General features: G+C 38.6%; 18 protein-coding genes. 1 reads left to right on the top strand and 17 read right to left on the bottom strand.

The window, feature by feature from the left end; genetic code table 11:
• Positions 1 to 382 precede the first annotated feature (382 nt).
• The 13 genes from WKT17_RS14475 to WKT17_RS14415 form a co-directional block, all read right to left on the bottom strand.
• The gene (locus WKT17_RS14475) at positions 383 to 1303 is read right to left on the bottom strand and encodes a DUF1919 domain-containing protein (RefSeq protein WP_340273371.1); all 921 of its coding nucleotides are present in this window, start codon (positions 1301 to 1303) and stop codon (positions 383 to 385) included.
• An 87-nt stretch (positions 1304 to 1390) separates the two neighbouring features.
• A complete protein-coding gene (locus tag WKT17_RS14470) occupies positions 1391 to 3178 on the bottom strand; it encodes a rhamnan synthesis F family protein (RefSeq protein WP_330027349.1) in 1788 nt (595 codons plus the stop codon).
• Positions 3175 to 4092 carry an NAD-dependent epimerase/dehydratase family protein gene (locus WKT17_RS14465; RefSeq protein WP_330027348.1) on the bottom strand — a complete coding sequence of 306 codons (918 nt, stop codon included), beginning with the start codon at positions 4090 to 4092 and terminating at the stop codon, positions 3175 to 3177. The genes WKT17_RS14470 and WKT17_RS14465 overlap by 4 nt, the downstream gene beginning before the upstream one ends.
• 14 nt (positions 4093 to 4106) lie before the next feature.
• Positions 4107 to 7589 (bottom strand): glycosyltransferase, encoded by a 3483-nt coding sequence (locus WKT17_RS14460; RefSeq protein ID WP_330027347.1) that lies wholly within the window; start codon positions 7587 to 7589, stop codon positions 4107 to 4109.
• 31 nt (positions 7590 to 7620) lie between these two features.
• Complete coding sequence (locus WKT17_RS14455; RefSeq protein WP_330027346.1) at positions 7621 to 9660, bottom strand: HAD family hydrolase; 2040 nt, start codon at positions 9658 to 9660, stop codon at positions 7621 to 7623.
• A 6-nt stretch (positions 9661 to 9666) separates the two neighbouring features.
• Positions 9667 to 11415 carry an ABC transporter ATP-binding protein gene (locus WKT17_RS14450; RefSeq protein ID WP_330027345.1) on the bottom strand — a complete coding sequence of 583 codons (1749 nt, stop codon included), beginning with the start codon at positions 11413 to 11415 and terminating at the stop codon, positions 9667 to 9669.
• Between the two features lie 15 nt (positions 11416 to 11430).
• Positions 11431 to 12213, bottom strand: coding sequence for an ABC transporter permease (locus WKT17_RS14445; RefSeq protein WP_330027344.1), 783 nt, complete (start codon positions 12211 to 12213; stop codon positions 11431 to 11433).
• Positions 12197 to 13585 (bottom strand): hypothetical protein, encoded by a 1389-nt coding sequence (locus WKT17_RS14440; RefSeq protein WP_330027343.1) that lies wholly within the window; start codon positions 13583 to 13585, stop codon positions 12197 to 12199. The genes WKT17_RS14445 and WKT17_RS14440 overlap by 17 nt, the downstream gene beginning before the upstream one ends.
• Positions 13551 to 14405 carry a glycosyltransferase gene (locus tag WKT17_RS14435; protein WP_340273367.1) on the bottom strand — a complete coding sequence of 285 codons (855 nt, stop codon included), beginning with the start codon at positions 14403 to 14405 and terminating at the stop codon, positions 13551 to 13553. Before WKT17_RS14435 ends, WKT17_RS14440 begins: the two co-directional genes overlap by 35 nt.
• A 2-nt stretch (positions 14406 to 14407) precedes the next feature.
• Entirely contained in the window at positions 14408 to 15583 is a 1176-nt protein-coding gene (locus WKT17_RS14430) for a glycosyltransferase family 4 protein (protein ID WP_330027341.1), read from the bottom strand.
• A 268-nt stretch (positions 15584 to 15851) separates the two neighbouring features.
• Positions 15852 to 16781, bottom strand: coding sequence for an alanine-tRNA synthetase second additional domain-containing protein (locus tag WKT17_RS14425; protein ID WP_291683298.1), 930 nt, complete (start codon positions 16779 to 16781; stop codon positions 15852 to 15854).
• An 85-nt stretch (positions 16782 to 16866) separates the two neighbouring features.
• Positions 16867 to 17784, bottom strand: coding sequence for a SufB/SufD family protein (locus tag WKT17_RS14420; protein WP_173749969.1), 918 nt, complete (start codon positions 17782 to 17784; stop codon positions 16867 to 16869).
• Positions 17784 to 18530 carry an ABC transporter ATP-binding protein gene (locus tag WKT17_RS14415; protein ID WP_173749968.1) on the bottom strand — a complete coding sequence of 249 codons (747 nt, stop codon included), beginning with the start codon at positions 18528 to 18530 and terminating at the stop codon, positions 17784 to 17786. Before WKT17_RS14415 ends, WKT17_RS14420 begins: the two co-directional genes overlap by 1 nt.
• A gap of 215 nt (positions 18531 to 18745) precedes the next feature.
• Here WKT17_RS14415 and WKT17_RS14410 point away from each other — a divergent pair, with 215 nt between their 5' ends.
• Positions 18746 to 19396: a tetratricopeptide repeat protein gene (locus WKT17_RS14410; RefSeq protein ID WP_173749967.1), complete on the top strand. Its 651-nt coding sequence runs from the start codon at positions 18746 to 18748 to the stop codon at positions 19394 to 19396.
• Between the two features lie 49 nt (positions 19397 to 19445).
• Here WKT17_RS14410 and WKT17_RS14405 read toward each other — a convergent pair whose 3' ends face one another.
• Genes WKT17_RS14405 through ilvD (WKT17_RS14390) form a run of 4 tightly spaced genes read right to left on the bottom strand, consistent with a single transcriptional unit; the run spans position 19446 to position 24599 of the window.
• Positions 19446 to 20342 carry a dihydrodipicolinate synthase family protein gene (locus WKT17_RS14405; RefSeq protein WP_173749966.1) on the bottom strand — a complete coding sequence of 299 codons (897 nt, stop codon included), beginning with the start codon at positions 20340 to 20342 and terminating at the stop codon, positions 19446 to 19448.
• An 11-nt stretch (positions 20343 to 20353) separates the two neighbouring features.
• A complete protein-coding gene (ilvD, locus tag WKT17_RS14400; RefSeq protein ID WP_291683299.1) occupies positions 20354 to 22081 on the bottom strand; it encodes a dihydroxy-acid dehydratase in 1728 nt (575 codons plus the stop codon).
• Between the two features lie 35 nt (positions 22082 to 22116).
• The gene (locus WKT17_RS14395; RefSeq protein ID WP_291683300.1) at positions 22117 to 22878 is read right to left on the bottom strand and encodes an SDR family oxidoreductase; all 762 of its coding nucleotides are present in this window, start codon (positions 22876 to 22878) and stop codon (positions 22117 to 22119) included.
• Positions 22878 to 24599, bottom strand: a complete 1722-nt coding sequence (gene ilvD / locus WKT17_RS14390) for a dihydroxy-acid dehydratase (RefSeq protein ID WP_291683301.1) — start codon at positions 24597 to 24599, stop codon at positions 22878 to 22880. The genes WKT17_RS14395 and ilvD (WKT17_RS14390) overlap by 1 nt, the downstream gene beginning before the upstream one ends.
• Positions 24600 to 24793 lie beyond the last annotated feature (194 nt).

Below are 24793 nucleotides of genomic sequence, written 5' to 3'. Positions count from 1 at the left end.
GCACGCTTGCTGTACCCAGCTTTTGAATATTCATGGATTGTATTATATAATTGTACACTTTTTTCGTTGTAATCTAAAAAGTTATCTGCATTGCAAGGCATTTTTTTACAAGGTTTCTCAGTATCTGCAGTTATTTCATACTCTATAGGAATACGGATATTAAGTCTTTTTCTCCCCTGAGCAGTTCAATAACAGGCTCAGATTTGAATTTTGCGGAGAAATTTCTTCTTGTTCGTGACATAATAATAATCCTTCTTTCTGTATTAGTTACAGTATATCAGATTCATTATAAAATGTCTCGGAAAGTGTCTTAAATTACGATACCATTATACAATTAAAAGTACCAACTAAAATTCCCCTGAATTTCCTATTCGCATTCAATCTAATTTCTTCTGAAATCCGCCTCGCCATTCAGCATTTTTAACAAATCAATTTGCTTTACTAACTCATTAGGCATTCTCACATATGCACTAAATGTATTACTTCCTGCATGTATAGCATCTACTTTACATCTTTGAATATACCTTGGTAAGTGTACCGCAGATTGATAATCCTCTATCTTTTTAGGTGCAAAACATACTTTTCTACTATATGGAAGTGCATCAAAAGTTTTAATTATATTTGAATCTGCATTATCTACTGACATTTTCACAAAAATATTGTTCCAATTTACGCGTTCTACTCTTCTATTCCAATCATTTGCTGCTGCCTCAAAAGATATATGATGATTAAATGCTAATGTAATTTTCCGTTCACCTTCGCCTAATGTTCCATAAGGAATTTTACATATATAAATATCTCCTTCTTGCCCACATCTTAGTTCCGAATTTAAATAGTACCTAGGGTCTTTTAAAAATTTTAAGTAGTCACCTTTACTTAAATGTAAATTCACAAAAGGCGAATTTTGTGCTAATCCCAGATAGCGAGACACTACTCCTCCCCAACAATCATCTGAAAATATTGTGATTGGATTTTCAATCATTTTTATATACCGTTCAAAGTCAAATAATGGAATATCAAAAACCTTTCCATCAATAATTTTTTTCTTATCTATCCCTGCATTATTAAAATTTTTTTGTATACTCAAAAAATTAGCACCATTGAAAACAACAAGATAATCGAAATCAACTTTTAGAATCTCTCTTTGTTCATACACTTTTATTCCATCTATCTCATCTAAATATTTCTTACCGCCTCCTGAATAGCCAATAACTTTTAATCGTCCCATATATTCTTGTAGCTTTAATGCATTAAATCTATTTCTCCAAAGATCATCAATTCCATAGATTAAAATTTTCTTCATATTTACTTCTCCTTTTTTGATTCATCCTTCTAAAATACTGTTACACCGTATCACTCAAAACATACTACACACTTAGAGTTTAATAAATCAAATTTTCTTTTCTTCGTTTATATGCACTAACATTTGAGCAAAAGTTCCTAAATATCCTTTCTTTTTCCCAATTTCTTTCAACAACCTTTGTAACATATATTCTAAATTCGCATGATACAAACTGCTATAGTGTGAAGTCATAACAATTCCCGATAAAAAGCCTTCTTTTTGTGCAACATATGGCAATATTCTCTCAAGTGCATGATTTAATGTACCATCTACAGGCATTGGTTCTTTACAAAAATCCTCATAAGAAAATGGATATTTCCATAGTGCTGTTAATGCCTTTGTACGACACCAAAAGCAGCTTCCTATTGAAATTGGAGGTTTCTCTTTATCAATTAGATTAGTATTTATATATAATTTTTTTGATAATTCTATTGTTTTTTCATAACAAATCGTCCAATAATCCCCATAAAAGCTATTATAAATTCCCATATTGAAAATAGGTGGAAAAAGTATGCCCAATTTAGGATTTGTTCTAAAAATCTCTATCACTTTTTCTACATAATCTAAGCTTGCCAACATATTCTCCCATAATAAATCTTGGAAAGAACTCCCTAAAGATTTATATGCTAAATAATCGCTTTTTTTATCATGAACAAAGCATAAATACTCATAATCAAAAACAGATTCCTTTGCTGCCACTAGCAATGCAGCCCAGTCACGCCCTCTGTTTTTAGTTACAATAATTTTTTTACAAAACATAGCTTTCTTATTAATTAGTAGCTTTTTCTCAACACTATCTGTTACTATCAATATATCGATATTTGCTTTGCTAAGAGGCTTTAAATATTTTAGCCTCTCTTCCACATTATCTATATAATATAAATATGCTATGACTAAAATTTCTTTTTTAAAGAGCCTCAAACTGCGTACATAAAAGTTCCTAAAATAACTTCCTTTACTTTTTTCAGAACAATTATAATACAAGTTTAAATTGATTAGATTATCGTAAACATTATTATTAGAAATTAAGTAATCCAAAATCATATTCACATCATATTTGGTAAATTCCTGTATAAATTTTAAAACTTTTGTGTTTTGTAATCCATCTCTAAATTCTAATTCATTTTTTCTTTCTAATGCAAATAATATTTTTGGTATAAATGGCATACCGTATGACTGTATTAATTCGTCTAGATTTACTAATATATGAGAAATAGAGTTTTCAAAATTTTTGTTTTCTAGAGAATCTGTAGGACAATATACTGCACTTTTATATCCTCTTTTTTCTAAAAATTCTGTTAATCTAAATTCAAAGTATTTATCTGCTTCAGTGTAAGAAGAAATTACAGGTAGTTGTTCAAAAAATACAACTAAATCATTATTAAAAACTGATTTTCGAAAGCACATAAAATATCGTTGAATAAAAGAAGGAGTTATTGCATCTTCTATATAAATAGGACCATGATTTGTAATTCCCCAAAAATCGCTATTTTTCACTCTCATTTTTTCAATAACATCTTTCAAATCACAAATAGGTCCAAAAACAGAACTATTTAATAAATATAATTCCTCGTATTCACTGAGCATCTTCCGGTTAGAAATAATATATTCCTTCCATTTTTCTACATCATAAGTTTTTTCTGTTTTGAAATATAACACATTACTTCTTAATTTATATTCTTCTTTTTTTTGTGTAAACTTCCCTATTAAAATAACTTTATCTACACATTTTGAAATTTCAGAAACATAAAATCTACAATACTCATATTGCAATTCATAGTTATCTAACGCTAAAAGTGCTAAGGAGTATACTTTTTTTTCTTTTAATGCTTTCATATCGTCTTCTCATTCTTTAAACGCCTAATATGTTTTCTAATACTAGAATCTACAGTATCAGAAACTCTATAGCCTAGTATATTTTGTGCTTTACTTATATCTAAATAATTACACTTTACATCAAAAGGACGCTCTGGCATATAATTGATATCTATATCTGAAACTTCATCACAAATTATAGAAATAATATCTTTTATCTTTGTTGGCACTCCACTTCCTATATTGAAAACAGGAATACACTTTGCATCAAACTCCCACTTAATAGCTGAAACAAACCCCTTAACAACATCTTCTATAGCAACAAAATCTCTGACATTTTCCCCATTTCCCCACACATCTATTTTCCCCTCTTTTAATGCTTTTATAGTCATTGCAGTAATTACGCCTACTCCATTTTTACCATTCTGATATTCACCATAGGGATTGGAAATTCTCAAAATAATATTCTTCATTGAAAATATTTTGTTGTATAACAACAAAATATTTTCACATGTCTGTTTGCATATGCCATAATGACAGTCAGGATTTCCACATGTTCTTTCCGAATTTGCAATTTCATTATCTCCATAAATAGTTCCTCCAGAGGAAGAATAAATAATTTGCTTTCCTCCTATTTTTTTGCATACCTCCAACACTTTTATTAATAATGGTATATCTGTTAAATATGCACTAGTAGGTTCATCCATAGATTTTTGCGGCATAATAGCTGAAATCAGATATACTATTTTTGAATATTCATTCAAAACTTCTTCTAACTGCTTATCGTTTAATATATCACCTTTGTAAGATTTTATATCCTTTCTTTCCGAATAAGACAAATCATATACTCCCACTTCGTACCCAAGCTTTACTAAATAATCAACTAAATTTTTTCCAATAAATCCATTTCCACCTATTACTAATATTTTCTCCATTTTTGCACCACCTTCTATGCATTCTTTAAAATTTCATCATATACTCTCTGTGTATTATTTCCGTCTTGATATTTAAAAAAACTATTCACCCTACCTTGCAACATTTCGCCATCAAAATTTCCGTTTATAACTTGAAGGACATCATTCATACACCAACAACGAATTCCACAATTATGTTTTTCAAATAAATCATTTGTATGATAATGAACATTTTTATCTATAAAGGGTTCATAATACATAGCAATACCATTTCTATAAGCAAAGTCATATGCAACTGAACTATAGTCTGTCAGTAAATATTTAGCCTCCGAAAAATATTTGTTAAAAATTTCTCGTTCATCACAAGAACCTATTACAATCTCATCTGAAATTTTCAATAGCCTTCTCTTTATATTTATATAATCTTTCTTTTCAATAGATGGATGTGCTAAATAAATTACTTTCATTTCTGGTTTACATTCTCTAATGGTTTTGCAAACTTCCAAAATAGTGTCAATATATTTTTCATCCACCTCATCTCTCCAAGACGGAAAAACTAATATCTCATTAGATTCACAATTATGAGTCACCCATTTATCCATTCTTGGATATCCTAAGACTTTCACATTTCTATAACCGTTACACTCTTCAAAATAATCCTTTTCTAAATCTGAACAGCAAATTGTTTCGGTATATTTTCCCCACACAATTCTGTTTAAATAATAAGAGTCTTTATCATAAGAAATTCCATGTGGTACAAAAATATAATTTAAATTTAAAAAAGGATATAAATGTAACATTTTTTTGTACCCATATAAAGGAGGTGCATACCAAGAACAAACAATACGTTTTGCATACATCATATATTTTTTTGCTTCTGGTGTATTTAAAACCAACAAATGTTCTTTGATATCAGCATTCTTTTCTTTGTCAAAATTACTTTTTGTGGTTAAGAAATATGCATTTTTATTAAATTTCAAATCATATAAAAAAAGTGAGTATGCATTATCATTCATATTATCTCTTGTTTCACAGTATAAATTATACTTATATTCCTTTATAGCTGCCGCTTGTCGAATAATCTTTTTCTCACTTTCAGGAATAATTGGATTATTAATCACTTTATGATAGTACTCTTTTTTTGTAATAAAACTTAATACGTTTTCATTAAACCATATACAAAAATCTTTTTGAGCTAAATGATTCAGACTTATCCATGTATAATCCCCAACTGCTACTTCGATTGTATCCATTACTTGGCTGGCAATCATCAATCTACTACCAAGTAAACACGTTTTTTCTACCTCAATGACAGCTACTCTTTTATATTCTTGTAACAAATATGTATCCAAGCACTCTAGGTTTCTCCTATTTATATTTTTCTCTGTATAAACTACTCCTTCATTTAATATACAAAGTTTATTATTTATATCACAAGAAAACATAAATTGATAGCAATCAGACGTTATCTGTACATCTAAAAACTCTACCTTATTTGTAATTGTTCTACACTGTTGCGGTTTTGGTTGCTTAACTTTAATTCTGTCAAAAATCCGCAACACATTCTTTTCAAACGCAACATATGATAGATTTTCTTCATAGATACTTCTTCCATTCTTCCCTATTTCATTTAAATCGAGTTTTTCTCTTACAATTTTATTCACAACCTCTTTCAGCGCATTTACTGAACCACTTTCAATAACAAATCCATTATATCCGTCTCTAATAAAGTGAGATGTTCCCACCATATTTGTGACAACTACTGGTTTGCTGAGAATTAATGCATCGGTAACGACTACCGGTAACGGATCATCAATTGACGGGCATAGCAATACGTCTGCTGCACTAATAAGTTCAATCAATCTTTCATTTTCTACTTGTCCAAAAAGTTTAATTTCACTGTGTTCTTCCGCCAATTTATATATATCTTCTCCTACATTCTGATCAATTATAGATCCTACAATCCACCATTCAACTTTCTTTGATATTTCCATAGGTAAATCAGAAATCACTTCTGCTAATATATGATGTCCTTTTCTATAGCCTATAGTCCCTGCTATAATAAACCTTATCTTTTCATTAATACTTTTCTCCTGTTTTGTTTCGACATTTTGAAAATCCTCATCATCAACTCCATAGTATAAAACACTCATTTTTTTCCCCTCTTCAATATATGGAGCAAAAAATTCATTGCAATAATTACTTCCTGTATAAATTTCATCCATTAAATTAATTCGCTTTTTTTGTTTTTCAGAAACATGTCTAAGCGTCTCATTGCCTTCATGCACCCACGCAATCTTATATGCTCGAGTATTCTGAAAAACATGTGCAAATTTCAGTGCTTCTACTGTACTAAAAACCATAAACTCAAAATTTTGTGCAAATTGATTGATATTTTGAAATAATTCCGTTTTTTCATAATTACGTGATATGACTACTGGAATATCTGCTTTCTCAATCTCATTAATCAACGGTCCTTCATTGATTGTCATAATAACAGGAAAGAAGTTTTGTTTTTTCAAAACTAGTGCCATCTCAAAAAGAACTCTTGGAGCCCCTGTCAAATTTAATGTATGCGAAATTAATAGTACTTTCGTTCTCTCTGGCTCTGACATCATCTTCAATGTTGCTGCTAACGTTGTCTCCATCACTTTTAAAAATAAACTTTTATTCTCATAGTATCCTGCAGACAAATTGAAAAAACCTTTACCATGACTTTTACTATAAGTTTCATAATGTAATAAATAAGGTACATTTTTTAAATCTGGAAATTCAGTTTTATATAGTTTGCTTGAAAAGGCAGCACTAGGATCATATCCCCAATAACAACCTATACAAAAATAATGCACAGATGGCTTTTCACAGCTAACATCATCTTTTAAATATTTGTTCTGATACCATACGGAATCAAACAATTTTGATTTTTCAATAATACCAATTTCTTTAGAAATTGTATTATACAACCCTTTATATGAAGATAATCTCTTTTCCACTTTTCCGATTCTTTCATAATGTACTAAAGGATTTATACCTGCTTTACTAACATCTGCATATCTATTTAAATAGAGTAATGTACTAAAAGAAGGTCCTGGACGCCGAAATTCTCTCCATCCTACCGTTAAGTAATGTTCTACTGGATCTATTCCTTTTTGATCAACATCTTTATATTTTTTCAAATACCACTTTGCATCAAAATAAAGTGATTTTTTTATCAATTCGTAATCTGAATCTTCAACTACTATTCTTTGATTATCTTTATTATTTTCACTCATTAATACAGTTGTTGTGTTATTCTGCGTTTCCTGCTTCATTCTATTTTCACCTACTGGCGGAAGTGGTAATGCTCCCTGCATTCCTAGATTAAAATATTTTCTTAATTTCAACAAATATCTATATGATTCTATATGATGTTTTTCGTGATACTCCGGATTAGCAATTATATACCCTTCATACAATCTCTTCACCTCAGCATTATAATCAACCAACCTATTATATACATATTCTTTCAACTGATACACAATCAAATTTCCTCCTACCAATTAAGTTGTTTTACTCCATATTACTTCTGTCCATTAATTGCGAAATACCATCCATAAATAATACATTTCCATATTCCTGTGTAATAACCATTGCAGCATACGCATCTCTTCCAGAAACTAATAAACTGTCTCCTACTACATTTTGAATTTTTCTATATTCATTAAGAAAGCTTAATATTCCTCTTTGTACCTCTATAATATTATTCATATTACCATCTTCTTTTTTCAACCTACACTCCCATTTCCCACTCTCATCCAAATAAAACCCTTTTAAGCTTCCATGCGGCGCATCCAGCAACATTTCCCAATACAGGTTATGGTTCTTTCCTGGATCATGGAACTTCCAGATATCTCTATTTTCTCGCTGAGAATATAGATAACTTACCAGTTTTCCACTTTGCAAAAAGGTCTCACTGGCATCTGGTTCTGCGTTATGGCAGGTATTTGTTCCTGCAATAATGCCCGTAATGGGACAATTCATTTCCCATATCTCATTTACAATATGATTCAAGGTGATTGCCCCGCTTCCTGCCCAGCCAATGTCTACAGCTACCGCAGTATTACTCCCCTGGAGAATTTCCTTAAAGTACTGTTTTCCGGCTTCTAACTGTTCCTCATAATGTTTTAATACCTTGTCCCAGTATTTCATGAAAAAGCTTTTTACAGAATCCACATTTTTATCTGTTAAAATCGTATTTTCTGTATATCCGGACTCTTTACACAGTTCTTCCAGCATATCATCCAATTCCATCGATTTTACAATGTCTTTTAGTATATAATTCTGATTCACTTTATGATATAAAAATCTCCGGAAGTAATCATATTTAAAATATCCTGCTGACATTTTAGTAGCAGCCAGACGTGACCAATACACATACCTACATTTATCTACCTCTTCCGGGTAGAGGATTTCATAGGCCTTTTTCAGCACGTATCCATCTCTTGCAAGAAACAAAATCTTGTCTACTTTGTGCTGTTTTACATACTCATGGATAAACTGGCAATAGCCGGTGGCAAACAATCCACCGTAGATATACCCATATTCATACTCTCTGGAATATTCTTTTAATCCATTATGAATATGAGCATTCACAATCCCTCTATACAGACTTCCTGTAATCGCCGACATGTCCTCTGCCCTGTATTGTTCTCCTGCTGCATTTACATTGACATAATGTCTTGGAGAAAACTCATGCTTTTTCGCATGTTCAATATCTGCCACAAAATTATCTCCTGTATGCACAAAGGTTAATCTTTTTCCCTGTAGATTTTCTTCTCTGTGCCTTACTTCGTCATACAGGTTACCACTGCTCTTAGATTTTCCTATGTCACAAGATACATAATAGGCATCGAATTCATCATATCCACATTTCAATAGCAGCTTTTTTATTTGCTCTGTGTTCAAATACATATCAGAAGTAATAATAATTCTTTTTTTCTGTTTTCTCAGTTCTTTTATCACTTTCATCATGTAGGGATTTGCAAAACAGAACTTTTCTTCCAGCTCTATTTCCAGTGCCATCCCTTTTTCTTTAGCGATTCCGGTTTCTTCTGAAAGCAAGGTATAAATTTCGTCCAGATTAACTTCGTAATGCTTTTCCTGCTTGTACTTTTTTTCTCTGGCTTTCCACTCCATTTCCTGTCGGATTCTCTTAAAATCCATATATTCCAAAGCATCTCCCAATAAGAAAAATAAATCTGCCGGGCTGGAAAAAGGACGGAAAATTAAAGTATCAAAGACATCAAAGGAAACCACATCATAAGTTGCCAAGTCTTTTGCAAAGGTTTTCGGTGCCTCTCTTTTTGACAAAGAGGATTCACTGCCCTCACTATATAGTTTTTTTGATTCGTAATAAGGATATTTTTCAATAATCCCCAGTTTCTTTCTCCTGAATATATGGTATGCCACATTTAAATATAAAAGGTAAATCCATGCATTTATCCGTCCTAAACCTCTTGTTTGATTTCGCTTTTGCTTATAGCGTTCACGAATTCCTGGCACTTGATTTACAAAGGCTCCATATACCTTATCAACTATTTGCCTGTTCATCTTTTCTTACCCATTCTGTTTCTCATATGCCGGACACACTTCCTTCGGTGTACCCACCATCTTCAAATCACCCTTTTCAATCCACACAACTTTGTCACAGTTCTTCTTAATCACATCCATGGAATGAGAAACAATCAGAACTGTAGAACCTCCGTGAATCATCTCCTTGATTCTTGCCTCACTTTTCTTGCGGAAGAACATATCTCCTACACTTAGCACTTCATCCAGAATCAGGATTTCCGGTGTATCTCTCATAGTGGCAATGGCAAATCCAAGGCGAGAAACCATACCAGAAGAATAATTCTTCACTTTCTCATCCATGAACCCTTCCAGTTCTGCGAATTTGACGATTTCATCGTATTTTTCATCTATATATTCTTTCGTATAACCGATAATAGCGCCATTTAAATACACATTTTCTTTTCCGGTCAATTCAAAATCAAAGCCTGTTCCTAAAGTTAAAAGCTGAATCTTCTGTCTGTCTACCTTAACTCTGCCGGAGGTAGGTCGTAAGGCTCCTGAAATAATTTTCAAAATGGTACTTTTTCCTGAACCATTGGTTCCAATGATTCCTACAACCTCGCCTTTTTTTACATTAAAACTAACATCTTTCAAAGCTGAAAAGTCTCTGTATTTTGTTTCTTTTTTCATCTTTTGAATCATATATTCTTTTACACTGGAAGGTGCATTCTGAATAATGCGGAAGGTCATAGTAACATTTTCTACTTTTATTTCGTAGTCTTCCTGGTCTTCTGCCTGCTGCTTCTTCTCTTCTATGATTTCTGTAATAGCAGCTTCCATAGCTCTATCCTGAGCAGCCTGAATTTCTTCTGCTTTTTTCTGCATCTGCTTTTTCTTTAATTGTTGGGCTCTTCTTCTCCGTCTTCTTTTCTTTTTCTGATGAATACGGATTCCCAAAATTATGCAGATGACTACTTCCAACAGAATAAAAATGCCGCCTATAAGAAACAATCCGTTTCTTAAGCTCTGATCACCTTTAGTACTATCCTGTTCTTTTTTTTGTACAGGAGTAGTATCTGTTTCTTCCTGCTCTTGTGCCGCTTGGAGTTTTTGTCTTGTAACCACAAGCTGATAGAAGGCCTTATTGCCTTGTTGATCCTCCACCCTGATTTTTATGGTGTTTTCTCCTTCTTTCAAAGCAGCGTCTTCTACAGTTACTACGCTTCCCTCAGAAGGCTCTGCCTGGATATCTGCTGTTTCAACTTCACCACTTACTTCTATTTGTGCCTGGTTCTGTTCCAGTTTTCCTATATCCACGGATGTACCATTCACCGTTAGTTTACTTATTCTGCAGGTATCTGTAACCGGCAACTGTACCGGAACTTTCTGCATATTGGTAATCTGCACTTCGTTTCCTTGGATTCCTGTTGCCTGGGCGCTTACAATCTCTACTTCTGTCCGACCGCCTGCTTTTGGCAAAAACTGTATATCCTGCCTTGCCTGATTCCCTACTACGTTTTCATAGGTCAGACGCACCAGACCTTCTTCTACCAATTCTCCTCCTGTCACATATTCCAGCATTTCCGGGTCATACTTCACTTCTGTATGACCGCTGCTGACAACCTCGTCTGCATTAATATAAATCCCCATAGGAAAACTTTCCCCCGCCTGCGGGCTATAGCTCTCAGAACCAAAAGCCGCCTGCGCAGCAGCCCAAACAGTATCGGGTACACATAACATTAAAGCAGAAACCAACAGCAAACCTGCCATTTCCTTTATAGTTTTATTTTTCATAATTTCTCTTTCCTTTTAGATTACCTGCATGATTTTATTTTTAAATTTATTAAATACCAAAATCCCCACAAGATACATTCCTATGCCCCACACTACCAGCTGTGTTCCCTCCAGCATATTAGGAAGCTGCTGATACATCATGCAGTCTCTGGCACATGCAATAAAATTGTACACCGGATTATGTTCTACAATCATTTTCAACACCGGATCAATAGCATCTACCGGATAAAAAATAGCCGAGCAATACATCCAAAGCGTTGTTATGACGGAATACAAGTGTTTAATATCTCCAAAGAAAACATAGGCCACTGACAGTATGTAGGAAATCCCCAGTGAAAATAACAGCAGAAAGAATACAACTACAGGGAGAAACAACATTTTCCAGGAAAACTGTACTCGAAACACTACCAACATAACCGCGTAGGCAACCAAAGAGTATCCCAGATTAACAAGGGCCGTTAATACTCTGGATATAGGGAAAATCAACATTGGCAGCTTCACCTTTATCAAAAGCTGTTTGTTATCTACCAATGCTGTCATAGCTGTATTGGTGGATAAGGTAAACATGTTCCAGATAATGAATCCCGTCAAATAATAAATGGGATAATTTTCAATACTTCTCTTAAATATCGTAGAAAATATCATAGAGAGTACAGCCATGGACAGCAGCGGATTCAAAACACTCCACAAAATCCCCAATTTTGAACGGGCATATTTTCTTTTCGTTTCTCTTGAGACCAACTCATGAATCACGAACAGATACTGTTTCCTCTGCTCCCTCTTATGCTTCTTTGTCATTTTTATTCTCCTTATTCCTCAAATAATAGTAATTCTTCCTCATATAAAGAAGATATTTATAAAGCCTGTACATCACTAGATGATACCTCTCACTTTTTCCATGCCTGGCCACACTGCCTTCATACCAGGCACTTTCTTTCACATAAGCCTTTCGTATTCCCAACATCACCAGAGCCTTGTTCCACACATGATTTCCCCTCAATTCCTTTTCACTCATTTTTGCAGCTACCTGCTGTCTCTCATCATCCAGAACATCATCGGAAAACTCTAGGCCGCCGAACAATTCACTCTCCGCCCGTGTGGGTTTTCCCATAAAAAGTTTTAAAATTTGCATCACTGCTTTTCGATACTCTTCACAATCTATTTCTTCTATATTTTTTATCTGCTCTATAGTGCTTTCTGCAAATTTCAAAAGACCTTTTTCCAATTTTCCCATAAATTCTTTTCGGTCCGGTAATATTTCAGCATAACAGGGCACATAACCCTCTTCTATTTTCTCATATCCCATAGTCATACCATGAGGCGCACTGAAAAGTGTCTCAAACAGACAATTACTGAAAAAAACTTTTTCCCGCAATCCTTTCTCCGGACTAAAATAATAGCAAAAATAATCATTTCTCTGCACATCTGCCGGTAATTCATAAAGTCCCCAGTAGTACCCTGTCAGTCTCTCTTTCCTTCCCAGATTTTTCAAAACCATATTTAAAGTCTTCTGCATAGAGCCAACCCAACCGCTGTCTACCAAAGCAGATTTCCCCTTGTCCAGAAGGCCTTCCTGCTGCAAATACCCTTTCAGAGAAGGATACGCCTTACATGATCGTTCATATACACATTCCATAAAGAAAACACAGCTTTTTAATCTTTCTCTGACAGCGGACAATTCTGCGTAGGGAATGATTTCCCGGGCACTTCGATTTCTAAATGCCTCTTGCAGCACTCTTTCTTTTTCTTTTTCATTCAGGCCGCCTCGGTTTAAGATTTTGTCCAGAGTTACATCAATGCCGCCCCTGCAGATATAGTCCAAAGCGTCTTCCATATTCATATGAAAGATAGGAATCCGAATAGAATATCTGGAACAGCTCAAATAGCGGCACTCGATTGGTAAATTCCATCTACGGCAATAAAGAAGAGCGCATCGATACATAAAATATCCATCTCTGGCCAGGAAATACAGTCTCTTTATCTGCTTTCTTTCTGCCTCTTTTAACACCCACAGGACAAAGCTGTTTAATGCAGGGCCCAGTACACTTTCGATTCTGGAATCCAGCAAAGTTTCTGCGTGACAATTCTGTACTTGTTCATAAACGGTATGATTCTTTCTCAGAATCTTTCTATATTCAACCAGTCTCTCTTGTTCTCTTTCCTTTTGCATAAGTTACTCTTCTCACACTTCTCTTCATATATTTCACAAAATTTGGTGATACCAGCCCTGCTATTAGGGGTTTTACCACATATGGCGCCGTATGAAATTTCAAGATTCCCAACTTCTTAAAGCCTTCATAACGTACTTTTGCTTCTCTCACCCGATAACAGTATCTTCTCTTTTTATAACTTTCCCGGTCCTCCCGGTACTTCAAAAGATTTTCCTGCAGATTATATCCTTTATACCCCCGCTCATGAAGTCGCATAAACAACTCATAATCTTCACAACGCATGGTCTCTGCAGCTACCTTATATCCATTTAAACGTTTCAGAATACTTTTCCGAAACACTACGGAAGGATGTATGTACGGAGAATAGAGAAGAAAATCCTCTTTGCATGGGATTTCCTGCATTCTTTCAACACCCCAGACACCATTTTCATCTATCAGTTCAGAATTAGAACCTGCCCACTGGTATTCTTTGTGGCTTTCCAAAAAACCATATAACTTTTCTAACCTGTCCGGCATGGAAATATCATCGTCATCCATTCTGGCAATGTATCTTCCTCTCGCTCGTTTCAGGCACTCGTTAAGCGCATGGGCCAGGCCCTGGTTTTTCTCATTGCGAATCAAAATAATTCTTTCATCCAGTTTTGACGTTTCTTCGATTATGGGTATGTAAGATTTGTCAGAACCGTCATCACAAATCAACATTTCCCATTCCTGAAATGTCTGATTTATGACAGAACGTACAGCCTGTTGAAGCTGTGCTCGACTTTTGGGATTGTAAACTCCCATAATAACACTGATTTCTATTTTTTTCTTCTTCATTTTTAACGCAACTTCCTGTCAATATTTTCGTATACTTCCCTCATAATTGCATTCGTGTATTTACACTGAAACGACTCCACAGAATCAATACACTTCTGTTTCATCTGTACTTTTTCTTCCGCAGTTCTGTCTCTAAGCCGTTCTATACCTTCGCAAAAACCGCCCACATCATTCCAGGAATAAACATAACCATTTTCTCCGTGACGCATATATTCCCTTGTTCCCCGATTATCAGAAGCCAGCACAGGGACCCCCATGGCTAAGGATTCCAGACCTGCCATTCCAAGCCCTTCTCTTTTTGATGGAAAAACCGATGCATCGGCACAGCCCAGAATTTCCTGTACATTTCTGCAATACCCATACATGATGGCCGTATCTTTCAGATGCCATCGGCGAATATCTTCCCGGATTCTGTTTTCATAGAATCCATCCCCGCAAATCCCGTACCGGATATTTTTCAATTTCTTCCTCCGCCATCTCATTCTGAGCAAAGCTTTCAGAACCACTTCCTGATTTTTATTTTCGTTCAATTCTCCTACAGATACCAAAAAGAAATCCTCTGTTCCGATTCCCAGTTCTTTTCTCTTCTTCTCACGCTCCTCCTGAGATAATGGTTTGAATTTCTCCGTATCCAGCCCTACACCGGGAATTTTATAAACTTTCCCGCCCCGTTTCAGACGCATCCTCCGCGCGCTTTGATAATCTTCCTGATTAATCACAACCAGTACATCTGTATATGGGGCTAACAGTTTTTCCACTGCATGATAAATAGAGTTATTTATCAGCGGTGCCCCCTTGAAAAAGTGGAAGCCATGTGCTGTATAAATAACTCTGAGCTTTCTTTTCTTATAATATCTCCCTACAAGTCTGCCCAGAACTCCGCCTACCGGCGTATGGCAATGTATCGCCTGAATATGGTATGTATCTACAATTTCAATTAACTGTTGAAATGCTTTCCAATTGTTCTGCAGCATATAAGGTGACCTGGCAATATCAACATGGTGAAGCTGAACACCTTTTTCTGTCACCTCTTTTTCATCAAAAAGATAGTGCATATCATAGGTGTTGGAGGCATAATGAACTTTATACCCCATAGATTGTAAAATTCTTACATTTTCCATTTCAAACTTGTCCAAAAAACCACCGGTTGTTGCCAAAATTAATATATTCTTCCCCATAAAACAAATTTTACCCCCCCCCGAAAGATTTCGGGGAGGGCTCCTTGTTTATAATCTCTTTATAATCTTTTTATATAATACAACATTTCTATGTATTTTTCATCTGTTTTTTACAAAATAATTAATTTTTTTCATTTATTACGTTTTACCCCTCTTTTCTGTACATATTCTTATATAGAATGCCGAAACCTCCTTTAAATACAACGAAAAAAAGAGAAGCTATACAACCATTCATGTTGTGTTCACTTCTCTTTCATCCGAAATCTGACTAAATTTCAATATTATTCAGTTCTTCATCATTCTCTGTCACTTCATGCTTATACCCCACGGTTCCCGCCACCACATATTCGTGGAACTTAGACTCATAGTAAAATTCCTTCACCAGAGAGAAATTTACAATCTTCCCAGTGCTTTCCACATGCATCAGCGGTCCGGTACAGGGGATGATTTCGTCCCCGATTTTGATATGTTCCTCATCATAAGGTACGATAGGCAAATCCTGGCGAATCAAATCCAGAATTCTCCCCTCGATTTCTTCCAAATCAAAAGCAGGCTTGTCTGCATAATTAATCATAAATCCATGCTTAATACCGGAACGGGTCGAACGGGGACGCTCAATATCCCTGACGCAGTACCCAAACAAATCCTCCGCGCTGTGGGCCATTTTCCGGTAAACCAGAGACTTAAAAACAATGTCCGCAATGTTTCCCGGCAAAGGTCCAAAAAGAGACGGTCTTGTGACAATCACTTCTTCCCCGATTCCAATGAGCAAGTCCGCATTTCTTTTTAGCACCGGATACAGGATTTCAAAGTGCTCTACAATCACCCGTTTCTGCTGGCTGGTCACATGATGGACCGCCTCGGCAATCCGCTCCAGAGACACATATTTCATAGCTGCACGCACATCCACATGAAAGGTTCTGGGTGTGTAAAAACCTACATCTTCTGAATTCAGAAGCGGCATGTCCAGAATATCGTATTCGTCATCTGATTCTACTGTCTGAATCCCGGGAAACATGCCTTTAATGAGCATACTCTTTCCCGAATCCTTGGCGCCGATAATGCCGATAATCCGGTCAAATGGATTCAAATACATCTGGGTAATCTTCATGCCCAACTCCATAACCCTGCGGTTTCCCCTCGGCGCAAAAAAGAAATTATAAAGGTTACATTCATGTCTTACATTGTTATAAATCATAGAAATACCCTCATTCCATTCCCAATTAATAGTTATCTCTATTTTACCACAAATCAGACAAGAAAGCGTCTATTATTTCCAGTTTTTATTTCAGGAATCCGCTGATAATCTGTTCTTCCGCCTCTTCTTCTGTCAGTCCCAGTGTCATCAGTTTCACAATTTGTTCCCCTGCAATTTTGCCGATGGCAGCCTCATGAATCAACGCCGCGTCTGAGTTGTTTGCTGTGATTTCCGGAATAGAACTGATTTTTGCATTGCCCACAATAATCGCATCGCACTCCGTATGTCCGCTGCACTTTGCATTTCCGTTTAACACGGACTGGAAAAGCTGATGGGATTCATCCTTTGCCACGGAACGGGAAATAATGTTGGCTCCGGAATCCTCTCCGTTTAAATCCACGATAAAACGGCTTTCCGCTTTCTGCGTTCCATGCGTCATCAGTCTTTCCATGACTTTCATGCTGGCATGTGCTCCCAATTTTGCTGTTGTCTTGCGAATCGTGGAATCCACACCTTTTATCTGGGCAGTATCCATTTCCATATAACTGTTTTCTCCGATTTCCACAATGGTCTCCGGATTCATAATACGCTGTCCTTTGCCGTCTCCGCTGCCATAATGCTTCTCCACATATTTCACCTTGGAATTTTTCCCGATAAAAAAGCTGTGGATACCGTCATGCTGGCTGGAATCATCAGTTCCGCAGTGGATACCGCAGCCTGCAATAATGGTAACATCACAGTCATCTCCAATATAAAAATCATTGTACACTGTTTCTTTTAAACCTGCCTGGCTTAAAACCACGGGAATGTGAAGACTCTCGTTTTTTGTTCCCGGCTTGATTTTAATGACAATACCGTCTCCGCTCTCTCTGGGGATAATTTCAATATGCTCCGTGCTGTTTCTGGCTTCCGTCTTGCCGTTGGTCCGGATATTATATGCACCTACAGGGATTTCATGCAGCCCTGACACTGCCTCTAAAAGTTCTTTTTGTATGGTATCCATTAGTTCTGCACTCCCTTCTGCCAGATACTGCAGCCCGTATCTGTCTCTGCTGCGCTTAATAATGCCGGAAGCACTTCATCCTTGCTTCCTCTGCGTACCAGTTTCCCGTCTGCAATGACCAGAATTTCATCTGCTGTATTTAAAATTCTCTCCTGGTGAGAAATAATCAGAATGGAGCCGCTTTGCTGTTTATGCATATTTTCAAACACATGAATCAGGTTCTGAAAACTCCACAAATCAATACCAGCCTCCGGTTCATCAAAAACAGACAGCCTGGTTCCTCTTGCCATCACCGTAGCAATTTCAATACGCTTCATCTCACCGCCGGAAAGACTGCTGTTTACTTCCCGGTTAATGTAATCTTTGGCACACAGCCCCACTTCGGAAAGATACTGACAGGCGCCGGACAGGGAAATGTCCTTTCCTGCCGCCAGATTAATTAAATCAAAGACCGTTACTCCCTTAAAACGCACCGGCTGCTGGAAAGCATAACTGATACCGTGCCTGGCCCTTTCGGTAATACTCCAGTCTGTAATATCCTCCCCGTCAAAGAAAATGCGTCCCTCTGTGGGCTTTTCAATTCCTGCGATAATTTTTGCCAGCGTGGATTTTCCTCCGCCGTTTGGTCCTGTAATGGCAACAAATTTATTGTCCTCCAGGGTGAAACTTACATGCTCCAGAATTCCCTTTTCTTCCTCTTTGGAATCCTCCGGAACACGAAAGGACACGTCCTTTAATTCAAGCATGGTTTTTCCCTCCGTTCTATGTCATGAAATTGTTCTTTGGCTCAGCCAAATATTAACAATTTTCGTCCGTTTTCTATTATATAAGGCTGTTTTCTTATTGTAAAGGGATTTTCATAATTTTGTCCTTCCGGAGACGGTAACAGGTTCCCCTGGCCGCTGCTTTGTGGTATAATGAATATTATTTTACAAAACACAGACAAATGGAGAACACACCTATGGATATGAAAAATTTAAATCTCACCGTAGAAGAATTGAAAATCCTCGCAGAAAACGGACAGCGGGATTTTATTTACGGTGTGGGCTATTATTATGAAAACGGTATTCGTACTTCTGTGGACTATGCTCAGGCAGCACAGTGGTATGAAAAAGCAGCAAAAAAAGACCATATAGAGGCCGCTATGCATCTGGCGCTTCTCTATGCCCAGGGCAGGGGTGTGGAAAAAGATGACAAAAAAGCCCTTTTCTACATGAACCAGGCTGCAAAGAGCGGAAACATGAATGCCCAGTACAACATGGGACGCTGTTACGAAGAGGGGATTGGCACAAAACCCGATATTTCCAAGGCCTTTGACTGGTATAAAAAAGCTGCCGCCCAGGGAGATTTCCGGGCTATGTGCTGCATGGGCGCACAGTTTCTCTCAGGAGAAACCATTCCCTATGAACCAGCAAAAGCCTTTCAGCTTTTTGAAAAAGCCGCAAACGGCAATATTCCGGCAGCCCAGTATAACCTTTCTGTCCTCTACCGCTATGGTGAAGGGGTAGAAAAAGACGTTGAAAAAGCGGATTTCTGGCGCATGAAAGCTGCACAGAACGGTTTCCGCCTGGCTATTGATGAGCTGGAACACCCGGAAAAAGAAAATTCTTAAAAGCACAACTCCCCGCAAAGACAGCATTTCCGTCTTGCGGGGAGTTTTTCTATTCCTTCAATCCTGCATGTTTTAAAATTTCCCGGATTTTGCCGGTCTCTTCCTCTGTAGCCGGCAAAAGGGGCTGGGCGCACACCGGTTCCATCTGAATACCGCGCACTGCCATGGCCTTTTTAATGGTAGGAATAAACTGCGGTGCCACATCATAAATAGCCATCAGGCTGTCAATTTTCTGCTGACACTGTGCCATTTTCTCCAAATCATCATTTCTGGCTGCATTGGCATAAGCGGAAGCTACTTCCGGAGCAAAATTAGACAGACCAGCCACACAACCGTCTCCTCCGGAAAGTACGTTGTGTCCGAAAAACTCGTCAAATCCAGAATACACCATAAAATTGGGAAACTCTTTTTTCACCTTCTGAATAATAGCTCTGGTATGCCCCATAGTGGCCACCGTATCTTTAATGCCCACAATATTTTCATGTTCAGACACCAGCCGGTATATCAGTTCCGGGGAAAGGTCGTGCCCTGTACGGTCCGGAAAATTGTACAAAAGTACAGATCCCTTCACCTGCTCTGCCAATGTATCATAGAAATGCAGAATCGCACTGTCCGGCAGATTGAAATAGTAGGGAGAAATCACCATCACGCCGTCAGCTCCCTGCTCTATGGCATAATTAGACAATTCCACACAGGTCTCAAATTCCATATGACAGGTTCCCACATAAAGTGTGACTCTATGACGAATGTGTTTTACAGCCTCCCGAATCATGATTTTCTTTTCTTCCAGGGAAAGTGCAAAAAACTCTCCGATACTGCCAAACAGCAAGATACCGTCCATACCGCCGTCTATGAGAAAATCATAAATCCTTTTATTTGCTTCGATATCTATATGCCCCTTTTGGTCCAGGGCTGTCACTACCGGTGTAATCCATTTTGCCTTCATAATGTTCCTCCCTACTCTTCGTATCCTGCCCCCTCCATGGCGGAAAGTGCATGTCTGGTATAACGTCCAAACAGCCCTTTCCGTTTAGGACGGGGGATAATACCTGCCTGGCTTCGTTCCTTCAAAATTTTCTGAATCTCTTCCTCCGGTAATTCCTGTCCCTGGATTCCCACAACGTTCAGATAACGTTTTTCCACACTGTACTTCAAAATGTCACCCGTTTCAATAAAAGCCAGCGGGCCTCCTGCTGCTGCTTCCGGAGATACATGTCCAATAGCCGCTCCTCTGGTAGCACCGGAAAAACGCCCGTCTGTAATCAAGGCCACGGAACCATTGAGCCGTTCATCGCAGACAATGGCCTCTGTTGTCATCAACATTTCCGGCATTCCGCTTCCTCTTGGGCCTTCATAACGGATAACCAGCATATCTCCGGGATTTACCCTGCCCTCTACCACGGCCTGATAAGCTTCCTCCTCGCTGTTATACACTTTTGCCGGTCCTTTGCGTTCCCGCATTTCCTGCGTGCAGGCAGAATATTTGATAACTGCCCCGTCTGGCGCCAGATTTCCCCGTAAAACAGCCACAGAACCTTTTTCTTCTGCTTTTTCCACCGGGAAAATAACTTGCTCTCTGTGCAAACCATAATTGTGCAGATAACCGATATTGCGTTCAAAAAAGCCCTCCTTTTGAATCTCTTCCAGATTTTCTCCCAGCGTTTTTCCGGTTACGGTCATCACATCCAAATGCAGCATATCTCTCAGTTCCAGTTCCACCATAGGAATGCCTCCTGCAAACCAGAAGGCTTCGGTTAAATGCTCTCCACTTGGAGTAATATTTCCCAAATGAGGAACCCTATGGTTGATTTCATCGAAAAGCTCCGGTTCCAGATAAATTCCCAATTCTCTTGCAATAGCAGGCAAGTGCAGAGTGGCATTGGTAGAACCCCCAATGGCGCTGTGTACCACAATGGCGTTCTCCAGTGCTTCTTTTGTGAGAATATCACTGACTTTTATATCTTTTTCTACTAATTTCATAATCTGGCGTCCTGCTTTTCTGGCACAGGCCAGAATATCCCGCATGGTAGCCGGCATAAGCGCTGAACCGGGAAGCGCCAGTCCCAATGCCTCAGCCATACACTGCATAGTACTGGCTGTTCCCAGAAACGTGCAGGCTCCACAGGAAGGACATCCTGTTTTCTTATAATCCCGGATTTCCTCTGGCGTAATGGCATCTTTTCTCTTTTGACGCAGGGAAATATCCCCTGCCACTAAGGAAGTTGTCATATCAGGTCCGGGGCGCATACTGCCGCCAGGTACAAAAATAGCAGGAATATCCAGACGGGCAGCCGCCTTTAACTGGGCAGGAATGGACTTGTCACAGGAGGCAGACAAAATCATTCCGTCCCAAGGATACACACTGCCATGCACCTCTATCATATCACAGATAGCTTCCCTGGAAGCCAGAATATAATTCATACCGTCATGTCCCTGGGCACAGCCGTCACAGATATCCGTGGTGTGGTACTGAGCGGGAAATCCACCTTTTTCAAAGACTCCGTATTTGGCCTGTTCCATAAGCCCTGCCAGATGAACACTGCCGGGATGACTGTCTCCAAAGACATCCTCCAACAATATCTGAGGTTTTTGAATATCCTCTTCGTCCCAGCCGGAGCCCATCTGCAAGGCATCAAACTGCGCCCATAAAAGCCGCTGGGGTGCACTTTTCTGTTTTTTATTCATACTTATCCGCTCCTTTATACAGGTATCCATGTATCTTACTTCACCAGATATCCGCCATCCACCGGAATCACAGCGCCGCTTACATAGTCGCTGGCATGAGAGGCCAGGAAAATAGCTGTCCCCTTCATATCCTCTCCGGTTCCCCAGCGATGTGCCGGGATTCTCTCTGAAATAGAAGCAAATCTGGGATTTTCAGGGTCTAACAGAGCTTTGTTCATCTCGGTTGCCATATAGCCAGGGGCAATGGCATTGACATTCACCCCTCTGGCCAGCCAGTCATTGGTCAGCTCTTTGGTCAGCTGCGCCACGCCGCCTTTTGCTGCTGCATAGGCCGGAATGGTCTGCCCTCCAAAAAACGAATTCATAGAAGCAATGGTGATAATCTTGCCATATCCCTTTTTCAGCATAAGTTTCCCTGCTTCCTGACACAGAATAAAAACGGAAGTCAGATTCACACCAATCACCTCATCCCACTCTTCCATGGGAAACTCTTCTGCGCTGTGTCTTCTCTGTATGCCGTGAGCCGTCAGCAAAATATCCAAATCACCGCCCAGCTTTTCGACACATTCCCGGAATACCCGATAAACATCTTCCCGCTCTCCCAGGTTTCCTTTTACGCCGTAGCAGGAAAAACCTCTTTTTTGGAAGTCTTCTGCCACCTCATACACTTTATCTGAAGTTCCTACAATAGCCACCTCACAGCCGGCTTCCAGAAAGCCCTCTGCCATACCATAGCCAAGTCCTCTGGTTCCTCCTGTGACAATGGCTTTTTTCCCTGTAATATCGAACAGATTCATTATTTCATGTACCCGCCTTTCATAGGAGAAACTGCATGTTCTGAGAATATTTTCAATACACCTTTGTCATATTTTAATGGCTTCGGTGTCCAGTTTTTCTTACGTTCTTTTAAAATTTCCTGGATTTCTTCTTCTGTCTTCTTTTCTCCTGCAATTCCCACAATACGGAGTACACGGTTTGGAATATTCACCTCAATCAAATCGCCCTCTTCTACCAGAGCAATCGGGCCGCCCTGGGCTGCTTCCGGAGAAATATGTCCAATAGCCGGGCCCTTGGATGCGCCGGAAAATCTTCCGTCTGTCAAAAGTGCAATAGAAGCTCCCAATTCTCCGTCAGAAGCAATCGCTTCTGTGGTATAGAACATTTCCGGCATTCCGCTTCCTTTCGGTCCCTCATAGCGGATAATCACAGCGTCCCCCGGTTTAATTTCATGAGTCAGTACCGCATGAATAGCGTCTTCTTCGCAATCAAAGGGGCGGGCCTTTAAGGTCGCCTCAAACATTTCTTTTGGAACAACTGTGTGTTTCACCACTGCTCCGTCAGGACACAGGTTTCCGTAAAGAACGGCAATGCTTCCGTCTGTACCGAAAGGCTTATCAAAGGGACGAATGACGTCTTCTCTCTTTAATCCCACTTTTGCCAGATAGGCATCGCATTTGTCATAGAATCCATTCTTCTTTAAATCTTCCAGATTTTCCCCTAGTGTTTTTCCGGTAACGGTCATCACATCCAGATGCAGCATATCTTTAATTTCTTCCATAATTGTCGGCACACCGCCTGCATAGTAGAAATACTGTGCAGGCCACTCTCCTGCCGGACGGATATTCAGAAGGTAATGAGCTCCTCTGTGGAGTCTGTCAAAGGTATCTCCGTCAATTTCAATACCAAATTCCCTGGCAATGGCCGGCAGATGAAGAAGAGAGTTGGTGGAACCGGAAATGGCTGCGTGCACCATAATTGCATTTTCGAAAGATTTCATCGTAACAATTTTATCCGGTGTCAGATTGTGCTCTGCCAGCCATACTGCCTGTTTTCCGGCTTCTTTTGCCACTTTTCTTAAATCCGGGCTGGTAGCAGGCATCAGGGCGCTGCCCGGCAGCATTAATCCCAGGGCTTCTGCCATAATCTGCATGGTAGAGGCTGTTCCCATAAAAGAGCAGGCGCCGCAGGATGGGCAGGCGTGCTGCTTATAGTAAGTCAGCTTCTCTTCTGTGATTTCTCCACGTTCACACATTGCGCTGTATTTTCCAATCTGTTCCAGTGTCAGCAGGTCCGGACCCGCATCCATAACGCCGCCTGTCACTACAATAGAGGGAATATTCACTATTCCCACACCCATTAAGTGTGCCGGCATACCCTTATCACAGCTTGCCACAAACACAGCACCGTCAAAAGGCGTCGCATTGGCATGAACCTCAATCATATTGGCAATCATATCTCTGGAAGCCAGAGAGTAATTAATACCATCATGTCCCTGAGCTTCTCCGTCACAGATATCTGTTGTAAAGTATCTGGCCCCATGGCCGCCTGCCTCTGCGATTCCTTCTCTGGCCTCTTCCACCAGTTCCAGAAGATGTCCGCTGCCCGGATGGCTGTCTCCGAAGGTACTTTCAATCATAATCTGAGGTTTTGACAAATCTTCTACCTTCCAGCCTGTTCCCAGACGAAGAGGGTCTAATTCCGGTGCAATTTTTCTTAATTCCTGACTTCTTAATTCCATAATCATTCTCCTTTTCCATAAGTATTTGGAAGTTTTTTATAAGGTTTCTCTCTTTTGTTTTAAGACATCATACGTCATATCTATTTGTATTTTAGCACTATTTTCTCCTTGCGTCAAGAGAATGCCTTCCCGAAATCTTACTTTTTTCACAGGAAAATTCCATAATCCAAAACAATTCCCGGCATTTCCTCTAA

The sequence above is a fragment of the Blautia sp. HCN-20427 genome (assembly GCF_037890365.1).
Classification (GTDB): domain Bacteria; phylum Bacillota; class Clostridia; order Lachnospirales; family Lachnospiraceae; genus Blautia.
This window is presented reverse-complemented; position numbering and strand designations above follow the sequence as displayed.